Annotated in this window: 15 protein-coding genes; 10 read left to right on the plus strand and 5 right to left on the minus strand. The window is 64.1% G+C overall.

The features are described from left to right. The first annotated feature begins 3 nt into the window (after positions 1-3). The 6 genes from BKY27_RS01180 to BKY27_RS01205 all read left to right on the plus strand — a co-directional run bounded on the left by BKY27_RS01180 (position 4) and on the right by BKY27_RS01205 (position 5435). On the plus strand, positions 4-972 hold the full coding sequence (locus tag BKY27_RS01180; protein ID WP_071672585.1) for a type II secretion system F family protein: 969 nt from the start codon (positions 4-6) through the stop codon (positions 970-972). Between the two features lie 10 nt (positions 973-982). Beyond that, a complete protein-coding gene (locus BKY27_RS01185; protein ID WP_071672586.1) occupies positions 983-1957 on the plus strand; it encodes a type II secretion system F family protein in 975 nt (324 codons plus the stop codon). 5 nt (positions 1958-1962) lie between these two features. Continuing rightward, entirely contained in the window at positions 1963-2535 is a 573-nt protein-coding gene (locus BKY27_RS01190) for a tetratricopeptide repeat protein (protein WP_071672587.1), read from the plus strand. A gap of 32 nt (positions 2536-2567) precedes the next feature. Further along, positions 2568-3419, plus strand: coding sequence for a tetratricopeptide repeat protein (locus tag BKY27_RS01195; RefSeq protein ID WP_071672588.1), 852 nt, complete (start codon positions 2568-2570; stop codon positions 3417-3419). 5 nt (positions 3420-3424) lie between these two features. Then, positions 3425-3946: a prepilin peptidase gene (locus BKY27_RS01200; RefSeq protein ID WP_071672589.1), complete on the plus strand. Its 522-nt coding sequence runs from the start codon at positions 3425-3427 to the stop codon at positions 3944-3946. A gap of 172 nt (positions 3947-4118) precedes the next feature. Further along, complete coding sequence (locus tag BKY27_RS01205) at positions 4119-5435, plus strand: P-loop NTPase family protein (RefSeq protein ID WP_071672590.1); 1317 nt, start codon at positions 4119-4121, stop codon at positions 5433-5435. 185 nt (positions 5436-5620) lie between these two features. Here the strand turns inward: BKY27_RS01205 and BKY27_RS01210 are convergent, their stop codons facing one another. After that, entirely contained in the window at positions 5621-7144 is a 1524-nt protein-coding gene (locus tag BKY27_RS01210; protein ID WP_071672591.1) for an MDR family MFS transporter, read from the minus strand. A 151-nt stretch (positions 7145-7295) separates the two neighbouring features. On the opposite strand from BKY27_RS01210, the gene BKY27_RS01215 reads away from it, so the two are divergent. The 4 genes from BKY27_RS01215 to BKY27_RS01230 all read left to right on the plus strand — a co-directional run bounded on the left by BKY27_RS01215 (position 7296) and on the right by BKY27_RS01230 (position 11673). Further along, positions 7296-7904, plus strand: coding sequence for a MarR family winged helix-turn-helix transcriptional regulator (locus BKY27_RS01215; protein WP_071672592.1), 609 nt, complete (start codon positions 7296-7298; stop codon positions 7902-7904). A 132-nt stretch (positions 7905-8036) separates the two neighbouring features. Then, positions 8037-10445 (plus strand): ligase-associated DNA damage response DEXH box helicase, encoded by a 2409-nt coding sequence (locus BKY27_RS01220; protein WP_071672593.1) that lies wholly within the window; start codon positions 8037-8039, stop codon positions 10443-10445. A gap of 86 nt (positions 10446-10531) precedes the next feature. Beyond that, positions 10532-11194, plus strand: coding sequence for a ligase-associated DNA damage response endonuclease PdeM (gene pdeM, locus BKY27_RS01225; protein WP_071672594.1), 663 nt, complete (start codon positions 10532-10534; stop codon positions 11192-11194). A 71-nt stretch (positions 11195-11265) separates the two neighbouring features. Further along, complete coding sequence (locus BKY27_RS01230) at positions 11266-11673, plus strand: PaaI family thioesterase (protein ID WP_071672595.1); 408 nt, start codon at positions 11266-11268, stop codon at positions 11671-11673. A gap of 143 nt (positions 11674-11816) precedes the next feature. Here the strand turns inward: BKY27_RS01230 and folD are convergent, their stop codons facing one another. From folD to BKY27_RS01250, 4 genes are all read right to left on the minus strand, one after another. Next, positions 11817-12716, minus strand: coding sequence for a bifunctional methylenetetrahydrofolate dehydrogenase/methenyltetrahydrofolate cyclohydrolase FolD (folD, locus tag BKY27_RS01235; RefSeq protein ID WP_071672596.1), 900 nt, complete (start codon positions 12714-12716; stop codon positions 11817-11819). A gap of 19 nt (positions 12717-12735) precedes the next feature. Continuing rightward, positions 12736-13629 (minus strand): bifunctional 5,10-methylenetetrahydrofolate dehydrogenase/5,10-methenyltetrahydrofolate cyclohydrolase, encoded by an 894-nt coding sequence (locus BKY27_RS01240; RefSeq protein WP_071672597.1) that lies wholly within the window; start codon positions 13627-13629, stop codon positions 12736-12738. 80 nt (positions 13630-13709) lie between these two features. After that, positions 13710-15386, minus strand: a complete 1677-nt coding sequence (locus BKY27_RS01245; RefSeq protein ID WP_071672598.1) for a formate--tetrahydrofolate ligase — start codon at positions 15384-15386, stop codon at positions 13710-13712. A 315-nt stretch (positions 15387-15701) separates the two neighbouring features. Beyond that, the gene (locus tag BKY27_RS01250) at positions 15702-16301 is read right to left on the minus strand and encodes an MOSC domain-containing protein (RefSeq protein ID WP_071672599.1); all 600 of its coding nucleotides are present in this window, start codon (positions 16299-16301) and stop codon (positions 15702-15704) included. Between the last annotated feature and the right edge of the window lie 70 nt (positions 16302-16371).

Here is a 16371-nt window from a genome sequence, read left to right on the forward strand (position 1 = left end):
GCCATGCAACTGGGAACCGAACCGCTTATTTACATTGGCATCTTCGTCGGCGTCTTGATGCTGGTCGAGGGCGTCTATCTTGTGGCCTTCGGCAAGTCGATCAGCCTCAACAGCCGGGTCAACCGGCGGCTGGAACTGCTCAATACCGGCCTGAACCGCGAAGACGTCCTGGCCAAGCTGCGCAAGGAACTGGATCAGCACAAGGGTTCTCGCTCGATCCCGCTTTACGCGCTGATCGCCGACAAGGCGCAAAAGGCCAACATCGCCTTTTCGCCGCAACAATTGATGCTGGTCATGCTGGGTCTGGGAATCGCGGCCTTTGTCGGCCTGTCCATCGCAACCACCGCCGCCCTGCCGATCCGCATTCTGGTATCGGTTGTGATGGGCGTGGGCGCCGTGATCTTCTGGGTGAATTCCAAGGCCAAGAAGCGCATCGCGATGATCGAGGAACAATTGCCCGACGCGGTGGAACTGATGGTTCGCAGTCTGCGCGTTGGCCACCCGTTCGTGTCCGCGATCAACACCGTGGCCAAGGAAGTGGCCGACCCGCTCGGCTCGGAACTGGGCATCATCGCCGACGAGGCCGCCTATGGGCGCGACGTGTCCGAGGCGCTGCGTGCCATGGCAGAACGTCTGGACAATCAGGATTTGCGCTTCCTCGCCGTGGCCGTGGGCATCCAGCAGAAATCGGGCGGCAACCTGGCCGAAATCCTCGCTGGCCTGGCCAAGGTGATCCGCGCCCGGTTCAAACTGTTCCGCCGTGTCAAGGCGATCACCGCCGAGGCCAAATGGTCGGGAATGTTCCTGTCCTTCTTCCCGCTTCTGGCCCTGATCGCCATCAACGTGATGCAGCCCGATTACTACGACGATGTCATGCAATCGGCTGCCTTCATCCCGGCCTGTGCCGTGGTGGCCGTGATGCTGGCAGCGAACTTCTTTTTCATGCGCATGATGGTCAACATCAAGGTTTAGGGGCAAGCGAATGCTGCAACAGTTCAACGACCTCATCGTTTACTATCTGGGTCCGTTCGGGCCCTACCTCTTCGCGGGCGCACTCGGGATCATCTCGGTGCTGCTGGCGCTGCCGACGATCCTGTTTCGCAAGGCTGACCCGCTGACCAGGCTCAAGGATCAGACCCGTCGCCAGGACGGTGACAGCGATCTGCCGACGGCCCTGCGCGTCGGTGGCAAGAACGAAAAGCTCGACAAGTTCGCTCAATTCCTCGAACCGCAGGATCAGGAAGAGTTTTCCCAGATCCAGTTGACCCTGCTGCGCGCAGGGTATCGGTCGAAAGGCGCGGTTCAGACCTACCACTTCGCGCAATTCGCGCTTGGGCTGGGGCTGTTGATCCTTGGGGTGATCTACACGATCATCGCGAATGAACCGAGCACCCAGAAAAGCATTCTGACCGTCCTGATCCCCGGCGGCCTTGGATATTACCTTCCGCGATACTGGGTTAACAAGCGCGTGCAGAAACGCGAAGAGGCGATCGTTCAGGGCTTTCCGGATTCGCTCGACCTGATGCTGGTCTGCGTCGAGGCCGGTCAATCACTGGATCAGGCGATCATCCGCGTCGCCAAGGAAATCCGTGCCTCGTTCGAGGATCTGGCCGATGAATTCGAGATTGTCGCCTACGAGATGAAGGCCGGCAAGGACAAGGTCCGCGTGCTCAAGGATTTCGGCGAACGCTGCGGCGTGCAGGATGTGAACAGCTTCGTGACCGTGCTGATCCAGTCGGCCACCTTCGGCACCTCGATCGCCGAGGCGCTGCGGGTCTATGCCGAAGAGATGCGCGATAAACGCGTGATGCGGGCCGAGGAAAAGGCCAACAAACTGCCCACCAAGCTGACTTTGGCAACAATGATGTTTTGTGTGCCCCCATTGTTGATTATCCTGATCGGACCATCGGTCTACGGCATCTCGCAGACCCTCAGCAGCACGTCGGGAGGATTCTGACCGGAATGAAGTGGGGCAACCTTGGTCTGACGATCCTGATGCTTGGCAGTCTGGCCGCGTGTGGCACCCCCGCGCGGCTTGATCCGTTGAACGAGGGCGTCGCCCCACCCGAAGACATCACCGTCCTGCGTGACGGCGTCGATCCGATGATCGTCGGCCACCGGTTGATGGAATCCGGCGAATACGAACTGGCCCTGCGCGCCTATCTTCGCGCGGCGGGCGAACAGGGCATGAACGCCGAAACCCTGTCGTCCCTCGGATCGGTCAACCTGCGGCTCGGGCGGCTGGGTCAGGCCGAAGACCTTCTGCGGCAAGCGACCGACGCCGACCCGGAATTCGTGCCAGCGTGGAACAACCTCGGCGTCGTGCTGATGGAGCAGGGCCAATACGGTGAAGCACGGCAGGTTTTCCGGCAGGCCTATGCGCTCGATAGTGGCGAAAGCGACTCGATCCGGGAAAACCTGCGCTTGGCTATCGCGCGAATGGAAAATCCCGGCTATAGTTCCCCTAATACAAACGAAAGTTTCGACTTGGAACGTTTGGGAGGGGGCAGATACCTCCTGCTGTATGCGCCATGATCGAAAATAAATTGAGCAGTAAGAGGCCGCGCATGCGACCAGTAACCCGGATCACGGCAGTTCTGACTGTCGGGCTTGCCCTTGCAGGCTGCGACCAGTCGGGGTCTGCCGAAGTTGACCGCACCTTGGATAGCGTCAACGTCATCGACGAAACCAACCTCAACGACATCATGTTGACCGCCGCCGACCCGCAAGAGGCCGTGGCCTATTTCCGGCGCGCCACGCAGGAAGAGCCCGACCGCATCGACTTGCGCCGGGGGCTGGCCAGCAGCCTGATCCGCGCCGGGCTTTACACCGAAGGGGCCGCGACTTGGCGCCGGGTGGTCGAAAGCGACGAGGTCACCGATCAGGACCGCGTCGATTACGCGGGCGCATTGATCCGCAACAACGACTGGGACGGGGCAGAAGCACAGCTTAACCAGGTGCCGCCGACCTTCGAAACCTACGAACGCTATCGTCTGGAAGCGATGGTGGCCGATTCCAACCAGGAATGGGAGCGTGCCGACAGTTTCTACGAAACCGCCGTGGGCCTGACCATGCGCCCGGCGGGAGTGCTGAACAACTGGGGCTTTTCCAAGCTGACCCGTGGCGACTACGAAGATGCCGAACGCCTGTTCACCGAATCGGTCCGCTACGATCCCAGCCTGTTCACCGCAAAGAACAACCTCGTTCTGGCCCGCGCCGCACGCGGGCAATACACGCTGCCACTGGTCGAAATGACCCAGATCGAACGCGCGCAATTGCTGCACACCATGGCGCTGGCCGCGATCCGGCAGGGCGACGTGGATATCGGGCGGGGCCTGCTGGAAGACGCCATCGACACCCACCCGCAACATTTCGAGGCTGCCGTGCGGGCACTGCGGTCGCTCGAAGCGCAAGGATAGTCCGCATGTCACTTGCCTTGACCTATACCGAAGCGCTCTGGTTCCTGCCCTTCGTCCTGCCGATCTGCATCTGGGTCGCGTGGTCGGACCTGCGCGACATGCGCATTCCCAATATCAGCGTTCTGGCCCTGACCGGCGTCTTCGTGGCGATCGGGCTGGCGCAGGTCGCCACCGAAACGATGGCCTTCAGCGCGTGGTACATGCGGCTGTTGCAACTGGTGGTCGTGCTGCTGGCGGGCTTCATCATCACCTCGCTCGGCCTTGTCGGCGCGGGTGACGCGAAATTCGCCGCCGCCATGGCACCGTTCGTCGCGCCGGGCGACTACCTGATGTTCCTCATCCTCTTCGCCGCCGTCCTGATCGGATCGTGGATCACGCACCGGGGCGCGCGCGCCGTGCCCGCCGTGCGCCGCGCGACCCCGGATTGGGCCAGTTGGGACCGGGGCAAACTGTTTCCGATGGGCGTCGCGCTGGCGGGGGCCCTGGTCGTCTATCTGGCCCTCGGCCTGACGGGCGGATCGGCTTGACTGACTCATGCCGCGCAAAAGGGCTGGCAGTCTTGCGCCCTGACACGCGGTATCAAAAGGACAAGAAGGTTTCGTGTTCCCCCGCATGAACGCGACACGCTCTTACCGGATCGCCAGTGATCCTTGAAACAAAACTGACCGGGGGCGGTTAAAGGCAAGAGGGTTTCACCCGATGAACGTGCAAACTGCCGAACCCAACTCTTTCGCGCCGCCGATGCTGCGCCGGTTGGAAGATACCGGCCTGCCCATGGTCATGATGCGGGATATCCTGCTCAAGACCACCTTCCGCAAGAATGTCGAACGGGTCAGTGAAATCGCCGCCGCGATCTGCTTGCCGATGCCCCTGACGCAAGCCTTGATCGACACGCTGCGCGAGATGGGGCTGATGCAAGCCATGGGCACGATGCACGCCACCTCGTCCTCCGAAATGGGCTATCAATTGACCGACGCGGGCAAGGCGCGCGCGCTGGATGCGCTGTCGCAGTCGGAATACTACGGCGCGATGCCGGTGCCACTGGAGGCCTACAAGGACCAGACCAAGCGCCAATCGGTCAAGAACGTCCGCATCACGCGCGAAGCGCTGAATGCCAGCATGGGCCACCTGATCCTGCCCCCTGACCTGATCAACCAGCTTGGCCCGGCGGTCAGTTCCGGCCGCTCGGTCCTGATGTATGGTCCGCCGGGCAACGGCAAATCCTCGATTGCAGAAGGCATCCGCGCCGCGCTTGGCGACACGATCTATGTGCCCCACGCGATCAGCTATGCCGGGCAGGTGATCACCCTTTTCGACCCGATCGTGCACACCCCCGTCGCACAGCCACAGGCCGAAACCAACAGCCTGCGCCGCCAATCCGCCCGCTTCGACACGCGCTACATTCTGTGCAAGCGACCGACGGTGATGACGGGGGGCGAGCTGACGCTCTCGATGCTCGACCTCAACTACAACAAGACCTCGCGCACCTATCAGGCGTCGCTCCAGCTCAAATCCACCGGCGGCGTCTTCATCGTCGATGACCTTGGCCGTCAGGAAGAGGCACCGCAGGCGCTGATCAACCGCTGGATCGTTCCGATGGAGGCGCAATACGACATCCTGGCCCTGCAATCGGGCGAGAAATTCGAAGTGCCCTTCGACACGCTGGTGGTATTCTCGACCAACTTCCACCCCAACGACCTGTTCGACGGCGCCGCGCTGCGCCGGATCTTCTTCAAGGTCAAGATCGACGGCCCGACGCAGGCCGAGTTCCTCAAGATCTTTGCCATGGTCGCCAAGAAGAAGAACGTGCCGCTGGACGAACCCTCGCTGCTGCACCTGCTGAAGAAGAAATACCCCACGGTGGACAATCTCTACGCAAATTACCACGCGCCGTTCCTGCTCGACCAGATCATCGCGATCTGCGAATTCGAGGGGATCCCGCCCCAGATGCGCCCTGACCTGCTGGACCGGGCATGGGAAAACCTGTTCGTGAAACAGGAAATGATCGCGCATTGACGCGGGCCAGTCAGACCGCGCGGGCGACGACGCGCGCGGCGGGCTGACACCAACCAGAGCATGTCGCGCGAGATGGGGACCCGGTCTTGCGTTCCTCGGACATACGACATCAACAGGTTGGCGCGGGGGGCGTGTTTGCGAAAGACCGCAACACGCTCTCGTCCGCGCAAGGCTGACCACCGCCCTCACCGCCCGGGCAGCACCGAGGATAGCGGCAGTTCCTCCAACCGGGTCGACAGGACGCAGGCAATCACCGCCACCACCGCCCCGATCATGAAGACCGGATGCAAGGCTTGGCTGATCCCCTCGATCACCTCGGCGCGCGCCGCGGCGGGCAGCGTGTCCAGCATCTCGGCACTCATCGACCGCAAACCGCCCTGTCCCGCGGCCTCGGGGAATCTCCCCTCCAACGCCCCCGCCAGACCCGACGCGAACAACGCCCCGAACAGCGCCGTGCCAAGCGAACCGCCGATCAGCCGGAACATGTTGGCGCTGGCCGTGCCCACGCCCATCATCTGCTGCGGCACCGCGTTCTGGATCGCTGCCACGCCAACGGCAAAGACAGGGCCAAGGCCGATCCCGACCCCCAGCATGGCGATGGCGATGGCCCAAAGCGGGCTGGTCCCCGACAGCGTCGTCATGAACAGCATGGCGCAGGCCAGCACCGCCGTAGACAGGGTCGGCAACAGCTTGTAACGCCCGGTGCGCGACATGATCTGCCCCGACAGGGTCGACCCGCCGATCAGCCCGCCCATCATCGGCAGCAGGAACAGCCCCGAGGCCGTGGGCGACACGCCCTTGGCGATCTGCAAATAAAGCGGCAGGAAGGTGATAGTGCCAAACATGGCGACCCCCACCATGAAGCCGACGCCGTTCACCACCAGAAACGTGTTGATCGTGAACAAGCGCAGCGGCAAGATCGGCTCTTCCGCCCGCGCCTCGGCCCAGACAAAGCTGCCGACCGCCAGAACGAACAGCCCCACCAGCGACAGGAACCCGGCACTGCCCCACGGCAGAACCGACCCGCCCAGATTGGCGATCAGCACAGCAGTAGACAGCAACACCGCCAGTGACAGCGCGCCGACATAGTCGATCCGGTAGGATTTGCCGCTCACCCGTCCCGGTAGCGCCACCGCCAGAATCGCCAGTGCCGCGACGCCCACGGGCAGGTTGACGAAAAAGATCCAGTGCCAGCCGAGGGTCTGCACGATAAAGCCCCCCGCCAGTGGCCCGATGATGGTCGACAGGCCAAAGGCCGCGCCCAGCATCCCTTGCGCCTTGCCCCGCTCGCGCGCGGGCAGCACGTCGCCCACCACGGCCATGGACAGCACGATCAGGCTGCCGCCCCCCAGCCCCTGCACCGCGCGCCCCGCGATCAACTGGCCCATGCTGCCCGCCGTGCCACACAGCACGGCCCCGATGACGAACACGCCGATGGCCGCCTGCATGACAATCTTGCGCCCGTAAAGGTCACCCAGTTTGCCCGAAATCGGCGCCCCCACGGTCGAGGCCAGCAGATAGGCGGTGATCGCCCATGTGATGTGATCGACCCCGCCCAGATCCGCCACGATCAGCGGCAAGGCGGTCGAGACGATGGTCTGACCAAGAGACGCGAAAAACAGCGTCATCGCCACGGCCGTCAGCACAAGGCGGATCGGAACCGGCTCGGCGGTGGTCACGTCGGGGTTGGGATCGGAAGCAGAGCTCATAAGGGACTGGCCTTCATAGATACATCGCGCCGCAGGGAGACGGCGCGATGTACAGGAGAGAAAACGGCATTCAATGTCGCACTCCATTAAATGCCAATTGCAATTGCATGTCAACCACATGTAATTTGCCTCAACTGCGAAGGACAGACCCATGGCCGAAAGAGATGAAAACCTGATCAAAAACCTGACCGGGGCCGGGATCGCGCAACCGGTCATCGCCGCCGCGCTGGACATCGACGGCGTGCTGCAACGCTGGCGCCGACGGGTGGTGAAACGAGAGCTGGGGCAACGCGCACTGGCCGATCTGGGGCTGGAGCTGGACCTTGCGCAGCTTGACGCACTGATGGCCGTGCGTGCGCCCCGCAACGAGTTTGACGATACCCCCTGCGGCGAAACCATGGTTTCGACCGTGGCAGACCGGCTTGGCATCGACCCCTCGCGCGCCAGCCGCCTGACGGGCGAGCTGATCCGGCTGGGGCTGGTGCGCCGCGCTGTCAGCCAGCGCGACGGGCGGCGCAGCGTGTTGAAAACAACAGACGCCGGCGAACAGGTGGTGCAGGCGGTGCGGCTCTACAAGTTCATGGCGCTCGGCGATTTCCTGTCGGAATGGACGCCGCAGGAAATTCAGCAGTTTCTGCCTTTGTTCGAGCGGTTCAGCGCGTGGTCGGACCGCACCGAACACCTGCCCGACCACCTGAAAGACCGTGTGTCGGACCTCGCGGCCAGCCTGCCCACGATCCCGGTCGAGCGCGACGACTGACGCCGGGTCGGCGGATCGAGGCACGCCTTGACCGCGGTTTCGATGATGCGATCCTGCCCGCTGCCAACGGGGCACGCGCCCCCCACGCCAAACGCCTTTCCCAAGCCGGGGTTCTGCCCTATCTCTGGCATCATGACCGCCCTGCCCCCGATCATCGAAGACTGGTTTTCCCGGCAGGGCTGGGACATCCACCCCCACCAACGCGACATGTTCGACCGTGCCACCGAGCCTGCGCTCATGCTTATCGCGCCGACTGGCGGCGGCAAGACCATGGCGGGTTTCCTGCCGACGCTGGCAGAGCTTGCCGAAGGGGACCACGAGGGCCTGCACACGCTCTACATCTCGCCGCTCAAGGCGCTCGCCGCAGACATCAAGCGCAACCTGCGCCGCCCGGTCGAGGACATGGGCCTGCCCATCCGGATCGAGGACCGCACCGGCGACACACCGCAAAGCCGCCGCAAACGCCAACGCGCCGACCCGCCGCATATCCTGCTGACGACGCCCGAAAGCCTCGCGTTGCTGACGTCCTACGAGGACGCCGCGCGCACCTTTCGCGGGCTCAAGCGGGTCATTGTCGATGAAATCCACGCATTGGCCGAAAGCAAACGCGGCGACCAGTTGTTCCTCGCCCTCTCGCGGCTGGAAACCCTCGCCCCCGGCCTGCGCCGTGTGGGGTTGTCGGCCACGGTGGAAGACCCGCCCGCGCTGGCCAGCCTCTTGGCCCGCCACCCCGACCCCTGCGCGATCTTGCAAGCCGATCCCGGCCCCGACCCAGATATCTCTATGCTGCGGATCGACACGCCCCCGCCATGGGCAGGCGGCGGCGGGGCCTACGCCATCCCGGCGGTGCTGGAACAGATCAAGCGCCACAAGACGACGCTGATCTTTCACAACACGCGCGCGCAGGCCGAAATCTTCTTTCACAACCTTTGGCTCGCCAACGAAGACGCCCTGCCCATCGGCATCCACCACGGCGCATTGGCCCGCGAACAGCGCGAAAGGGTCGAAGCCGCGATGGTCGCAGGCCAATTGCGCGCCATCGTCTGCACCGGCAGTCTCGATCTGGGCATCGACTGGGGCGACGTGGATCTGGTGATCCAGGTGGGCGCGCCAAAGAACGTCAAGCGGCTGGTCCAGCGCATCGGCCGCGCCAACCACCGCTACAACGCCCCGTCCAAGGCCCTGCTGGTGCCCGCCAACCGCTTCGAAGTGGTGGAATGCGTGGCAGCCCTTGAAGCCGCCCGCGCCCACGCCCTCGACGGCGACCCGCGCGACCCCGGCCCCCTCGACGTGCTCTGCCAGCACATCCTGATCCGCGCGGCCGCTGGTCCCTTCGATGCGGACGACCTCTTTAAAGAGGTCCGCACCACCGGCGCCTACGCTGCCCTGCCCCGCGCCACCTTTGATGCCTGCCTCGACTTCATCGCCACCGGCGGCTATGCCCTGCGCGCCTATGACCAGTGGCAACGTCTGGCGCAACGCCCCGACGGCCAATGGCAGCTTCGCGACCCGCGCGGTGCGTCGCGTATCCGCATGAATATCGGCACCATTCAGGACAGCGACCGCCTCAAGGTCCGTCTGCGCCATTCCCGCGGTGGCGCGCCCCTGGGCGAGGTCGAAGAAGCTTTCGCCGCCACCCTCATCCAAGGCGACACCTTCCTGATCGGCGGCCAGATCGTCCGCTACGAGGGGCTGCGGGAAATGGTTGTCGAGGTCAGCCGCGACAAGGGCCGCAAACCCCGCGTGGCCACCTACATGGGCACAAAATTCGCCACCTCCACCCAGCTTTCCGACCGCATCCTCGCCATGTTCGGTGCCCGCGACTGGCCGGCCCTGCCCGCCCATACCGCCGACTGGCTGGCGCTTCAGGCACAGGTCTCGAAGCTGCCCGAACGCGACCGCCTGCTGGTAGAAACCTTCCCCCATGACGGGCTGCACCATCTCTGCGCCTACGGCTTTGCGGGCCGCAACGCGCAACAGACCCTCGGTCTGCTCCTGACCCAACGGATGGAGACGCAGGGCCTTAACCCCCTGGGCTTCGTCGCCACCGATTACGCCACGCTGATCTGGGGGCTCGACCCGGTCCGCGACCCCGCGCCACTTCTGACCCGCGATGGCCTGCACACAGCGTTGGAAGGCTGGCTTGCCGAAAACGCGGTGATGAAACGCACCTTCAAATCCGCCGCGATCATCGCCGGGCTGATCGACCGCAACGCGCCCGGCGGCAAGCGCAAATCCGGGCGGCAGGCGACCTTTTCCACCGACATCCTTTATGACACGCTGCGCAAATACGACCCCGACCACCTGCTTCTGCGGATCACGCGGGTCGAGGCGATGCGCGGACTCGTCGATTTCGGGCGGATCGAAGAGATGCTCGGTCGGATCGGCGGCCGCATCGACCATGTCGCCCTGCCCCGTGTCACGCCGCTTGCCGCGCCGCTGTTCCTCGAAATGGGCAAGGTGCCGGTCAAGGGCAGTGCCGAGGCCGCGATGATCGAACGCGAACGGCAGGATCTGATGCAGGCAGCGGGACTGGAGTAGAGGGGCGCAAGGCTGCCAGCCCACGGTCAGGCAATCCCCCGGCATCCCCCTTGATCCGCCCCCCGCCCCATGGCAAGGAACGAAGCATGAACGGCCTGCCCTTCCCATTCGCTGGCGAAACCCTTGCCGCCCTGCCGTCCGGCGCGCTGCACTGGCCCGCGCGCCGACTGCTCTGCGTGTCCGACCTGCACTTGGGCAAATCCGAACGCATGGCCCGGCGCGGCGGCCCCATGCTGCCCCCTTACGAAGCGCGCGAAACGCTGGCGCGGCTCGACGCCGATATCCGCGCGACCGCCCCCGATACGGTGATCTGCCTCGGCGACAGCTTCGACGACCTCGCCGCCATGCGCGCATTGGAAGACGCGGCGCGCGAAATGCTGACCACTCTGATGGCGGGCCGCCGCTGGATCTGGATCGAGGGCAATCACGATGCTGGTCCGGTCGATCTGGGCGGCACGCATCTTGAGGCCCTCACCGACGGCCCCCTCACCTTCTGCCATATCGCCACGGACACGGCACAAGGCGAGGTTTCGGGCCATTACCACCCCAAGGCGCGGCTGCCGCTCAGGGGCCGCACCCTGACCCGCCCCTGTTTCCTCGTCGATGCCGCGCGCCTGATCCTGCCCGCCTATGGCACCTATACCGGCGGGCTCTACAGCCATGCCGAGCCGCTTGCGTCCCTGATGGCCCCCGAGGCCAAGGCACTCCTGCTGGCCGCGCCGCCGTTGGCTGTGCCGATGCCGCGCTGACAGACGCTGCGTTCCCACTTGCCCCCGAACCGTCGCCCCCGGCACACTCCCTCCAACAAGGAGGACGCCACATGGACCAACGCATTCGGCAAAGCTTCGGCAAACAAGGCATGATGCAGACCCTTGGCGCAAAGGTGACCAGCATTCGCGAGGGGCAGGTCATCATCACCGCGCCGATCCAACCCCTGGCCAGCCAGCAGCACGGCTTTGCTCATGCCGGGATGGTCTTTGCCCTTGGCGACAGCGCGGCGGGCTATTCGGCCCTGACGGTGATGCCCGAAGACGCCGAGGTGCTGACCGCCGAGATGAAGATCAACCTCGTCGCGCCCTCGAACGGCCAGCGCCTTGTCGCCACCGGCGAGGTCGTGAAACCCGGCCGCCGCCTTGTTGTGACGCGGGCCACGGTGGAAACGGAATACGCCGATGGCACCCGCAAGGTCGTCGCCATCCTGCAAGGCACGATGGTGCCGGTCACCTAGCATTGTTCCTGGCCCAAGGCATGGTTTTGGCACATCGGCGGGCCGCGTCGAAACCGGCCATTTGTCTGTACGGGGGGTGTACAGGGGGTGTACGCCCGGTGCACGGGCGGCGACACCCCCGTTTTGGCCTGGACCGGCCCGCCTCAGGCGGTCAGGCCCTCAGGTTCCGCAAGCCCGTTGGCACGGCAGCAGGCGGTCAGAGTGTTGGCCAGAAGGCAAGCGATGGTCATCGGCCCGACGCCCCCCGGAACCGGCGTGATCGCGCCCGCAACCTCGGCACATCCGGCGAAATCAACATCGCCGACGAGCTTCGTTTTTTCAGGGTTTTCAGGGTGTTGAATGCGGTTGATACCGACGTCGATGACAGTCGCACCGGGTTTGACCCAATCGCCGGGGATCATCTGCGGCCGCCCCACGGCAGCCACCAGAATATCGGCCTCCCGGCACACCGCGCCCAGATCCTTGGTGCGGCTATGGGCAATGGTCACGGTGCAGCTATCGCGCAGCAAAAGCTGCGCCATCGGCTTGCCCACCAAATTCGACCGCCCAACAACAACGGCCGATTTTCCCGACAAAGACCCAAGCTGATCCCGCAACAACATCAGGCACCCGAGCGGCGTGCAGGGCGCCATCGCGTCCTGACCGCTGGCAAGGCGTCCGATGTTGAGAATATGCAGCCCGTCGACGTCCTTTGCCGGGTCGATCCGCGCAACGATATCGGATTCCGACAGGTGATCGGGCACCGGGAACTGGCACAGGATGCCGTGCACCGCCGGGTCGTTGTTCAACTGGTCGATCAGCGCGTAGAGATCCTCGGCAGAGGTATCGGCGGGCAGCTTGTGCTCGAAGCTGTTCATGCCCACTTCCACGGTCTGCTTGCCCTTCGAGCGGACATAGACCTGGCTGGCGGGATCTTCACCCACCAGCACCACGGCCAGACCGGGCGTGATGCCATTTTCTTGTTTCAAACGCCCAACATGGGTTGCAACCTGGGCACGGACATCGGCCGCGAAGGCCTTGCCGTCGATGATAGTGGCGGTCATGGCCCCTCTCCCTTTTCTCTCAGACTTCAGTTTCGGCGTAGCTGGCGCGGTAATGCTCCATCTGCATCCGCGTTGCCAGAACGGCGTTTTTCATCAGCGTGGCTACGGTGACAGGACCAACGCCCCCCGGCACCGGGGTGATCCAGCCCGCCACCTCGGCGCAACTGTCGAAATCGGCGTCGCCTACGGTTTTCGGGCCGTCCGGCGTCTCGATCCGGTTGATGCCGATGTCGATCAGGGCCGCGCCGGGTTTCAGCATGTCGCCAGTGACCAGACCCGGTTTACCGACCGCAACGAAGACCGCGTCGGCGGCCCGGCTGTGCATGGCGACCGAGCGGGTCATGTGGTGGCAAACGGTGACGGTCGCGCCAAGGCCCATCAACAGGAAGGCGATGGGTTTGCCCACGATTTCGGAATGGCCGATCACGGTGACGTTCAGGCCCTGCATCGGCAAGGGCAGCGTCTTGAGAATTTCCACCGCAGCAACGGCGGTGCAGGGACCAAGCGCGAGGTCGTTGTAGACGATATTGCCGATCGAGGCTGGGTGCATCCCCTCCACGTCTTTCAGCGGGTGCACGGCCTTTTGCAATACCTTCACCGGGATGTGGTCGGGCAGCGGGCGCTGGATGATGATGCCGTTGACGCGCGGGTCCGCGTTCAGGCCTTGCAAGATGCCAGTCAGCTGTTCCAGCGAGGTTTCGGACGGATAGCTGCGCGCCTCGAACTGGACCCCGGCGCTTTGCGCACTTTTCTGCTGGTTGCGCACGTAAAGCTCTGCCGCAGCGGTGTCGCCCACGGAGACCGATACGAGCTTGGGTTTCCACCCCGCGGCAGCCAGTTCTTCGGCCTCTTGCAGGACCCGTGCCCGCATATCCGCAGCGATGGCCTTTCCGTCGATCAGGGCTGCACGCATGTGCGAGACTTCCTCATGTGGGATCGTGAAAAGCGCAAGGCAAAGGGGCGGCCCGAAAACCGCCCCCTTGTCTCATGGATTTAGAACAGGCCTTCGACCAGGCCCTCTTCGTTGATGCGGATGTTTTCCGCAGCCGGGGTGCGGGGCAGACCGGGCATGGTCATGATCTCACCGCAGATCACCACGACGAAGCCAGCACCGGCCGACAGGCGCACTTCGCGCACTGGAACCGAGTGGCCCGTGGGGGCGCCACGGCGGTTCGGGTCGGTGGTAAAGGAGTATTGGGTTTTCGCCATGCAGACCGGCAGGTTGCCGTATCCTGCGTCTTCCCATTCCTTCAACTGGTTGCGGATCTTCGCATCGGCCAGAACCTCGTCAGCGCGGTAGATGCGCTTGGCGACGGTTTCGATCTTCTCGAAAAGGCTCATGTCGTCCGAGTAGAGGGGCGCGAAGTTGGCCATGTCGGCATCGGCGATTTCCGCCACGCGGGTCGCCAGTTCCTTGGTGCCGTCCGAACCCTTGGCCCAGTGCTGGCACAGGATCGCCTCTGACCCCATCGAGGCGACGTAGTCCTTGACCGCCTGCACTTCTGCGTCGGTGTCGGTAACGAAGTGGTTGATCGCCACAACAACCGGCACGCCGAAAGATTTGACGTTTTCGATGTGACGGCCGAGGTTCGGGCAGCCCTTTTGCACGGCATCCACGTTTTCCGCGCCGAGGTCGGCCTTGGCAACGCCGCCGTTCATCTTCATGGCGCGCACGGTGGCCACGACGACCACCGCCGACGGGGCCAGACCCGCCTTGCGGCACTTGATGTTCATGAACTTCTCGGCACCGAGGTCGGCGCCGAAACCCGCTTCGGTCACGACGTAGTCGGCCAGTTTCAGGGCCGTCTTGGTGGCGATAACCGAGTTACAGCCATGCGCGATGTTGGCAAAGGGGCCACCATGCACGAAGGCGGGGTTGTTTTCCAGCGTCTGCACCAGGTTCGGCTGCATCGCGTCGCGCAGCAGCACGGTCATGGCACCATCGGCCTTGATGTCGCGGGCATAGATGGCAGACCGGTCGCGGCGGTAGGCCACGATCATGTCGCCAAGGCGGCGTTGCAGGTCTTCCAGATCGTTGGACAGGCACAGAATTGCCATGACTTCCGAGGCCACGGTAATGTCGAAGCCCGTCTGACGCGGGAAGCCGTTGGATACGCCACCAAGCGAGGTCACGGTGTCGCGCAGCGCGCGGTCGTTCATGTCGAGCACACGGCGCCAGGACACGCGACGCTCGTCGATCTCCAGCTCGTTGCCCCAGTAGATGTGGTTGTCGATCATCGCCGACAGCAGGTTGTGGGCACTGGTGATGGCGTGGAAATCGCCAGTGAAGTGGAGGTTCATTTCCTCCATCGGAACCACCTGCGCATAGCCACCGCCAGCGGCCCCGCCCTTCATGCCGAAGTTCGGCCCGAGCGACGCTTCGCGGATGCAGATCGCGGCGTTCTTGCCGATCGCGTTCAGACCATCGCCCAGACCGACGGTGGTGGTGGTCTTTCCCTCGCCCGCGGGGGTCGGGTTGATCGCGGTCACGAGGATCAGCTTGCCGTCGGGGCGATCCTGCACCGAGTTGATGAAGTCCTGGCTGACCTTGGCCTTGTCATGGCCATAGGGCAGCAGATGCTCGGACGCGATGCCCAGTTTGGCACCGATCTCCTGGATCGGGCGTTTGGACGCTTCGCGGGCGATTTGGATGTCGGTCTTGAAAGCCATGGTGGTCAGTCCTGTTGGCGAGGGCGGTTGTGCTGGCGACAGGCATAACGAAGAAGACGACCGCTAACAGGAGCGTTTCCGACCAGATTCTGTCCTCATCCGCCAATTCCCGTTTCCGATACGCGGCGGCAGAAAATTTTGTGAACCATTTGGAAAGGTGTTTCGACCTATACCCGAATGCCACGCACTGCCGGGAGAAACAAAATGTCTGCACCCATCCTTTTGATCCACGCCGGTTTTGGCATCGGCCTTGGCCTCGGGATTGCACTGGTCGCCCTGATGCTATGACCCGTGGGGCCTTGGCCGGGTCCGCGCTCAGGTGCCGCGCGTCGCTGCCAGATGCGCCCAGACCGGTTGATCCGGGATGTGCAGCCGCAAGGTTTCGCCCACCCGCAGCACGCCTTCCCGTTCCACCCACGCCGTCACGCCCCGACGGCCCCGGGCCGCTGTCTTGAAGCTCTTTCCCTGCCCCGGCCCCTCGGCGTCGATTGGCTTGGCCGGCAGATGACAAGGGCGATTTTCCATATCCACCACAACAGTGACCCCATCCGCGCCTTGCAGCCGCGATGATGGCGGCAAGCGGGAAAAATCCGGGATTCCCTCGATCACCATACTGGCCCCCACAAGCGCGGGGTCGAGCCGCTCTACTCCCATGGTCTGCGCAATCGCGGCGAGATCCTCGGCGCTCAGGATCGTCATTTGCCGGACATTGCGAATCTCGGTGCCACGCGGATGCTGCGCCACTACCCGGCTGCAAGATGGCCGGGTCAGCCCGGCATGGGTCTCCTCGGCATAGCCCGCGAAACCCAGTGGCATTTCTTGCAACGGGTGCGAGGGCAGCCCCGCGTCGCGGTCGGGATTCGCCCCCAGCCACAGGATACGGGCGGTGAGGTCGGTCGGCATGAGGGCGGGCATGGGGCGTCTCCGGTACAGTTTCCGGGCACTTAACCCCGGCAGTCTTCCGCTCGCAACCCGGATGCAACCT

The organism is Nioella nitratireducens (assembly GCF_001879715.1).
Lineage (GTDB): Bacteria > Pseudomonadota > Alphaproteobacteria > Rhodobacterales > Rhodobacteraceae > Nioella > Nioella nitratireducens.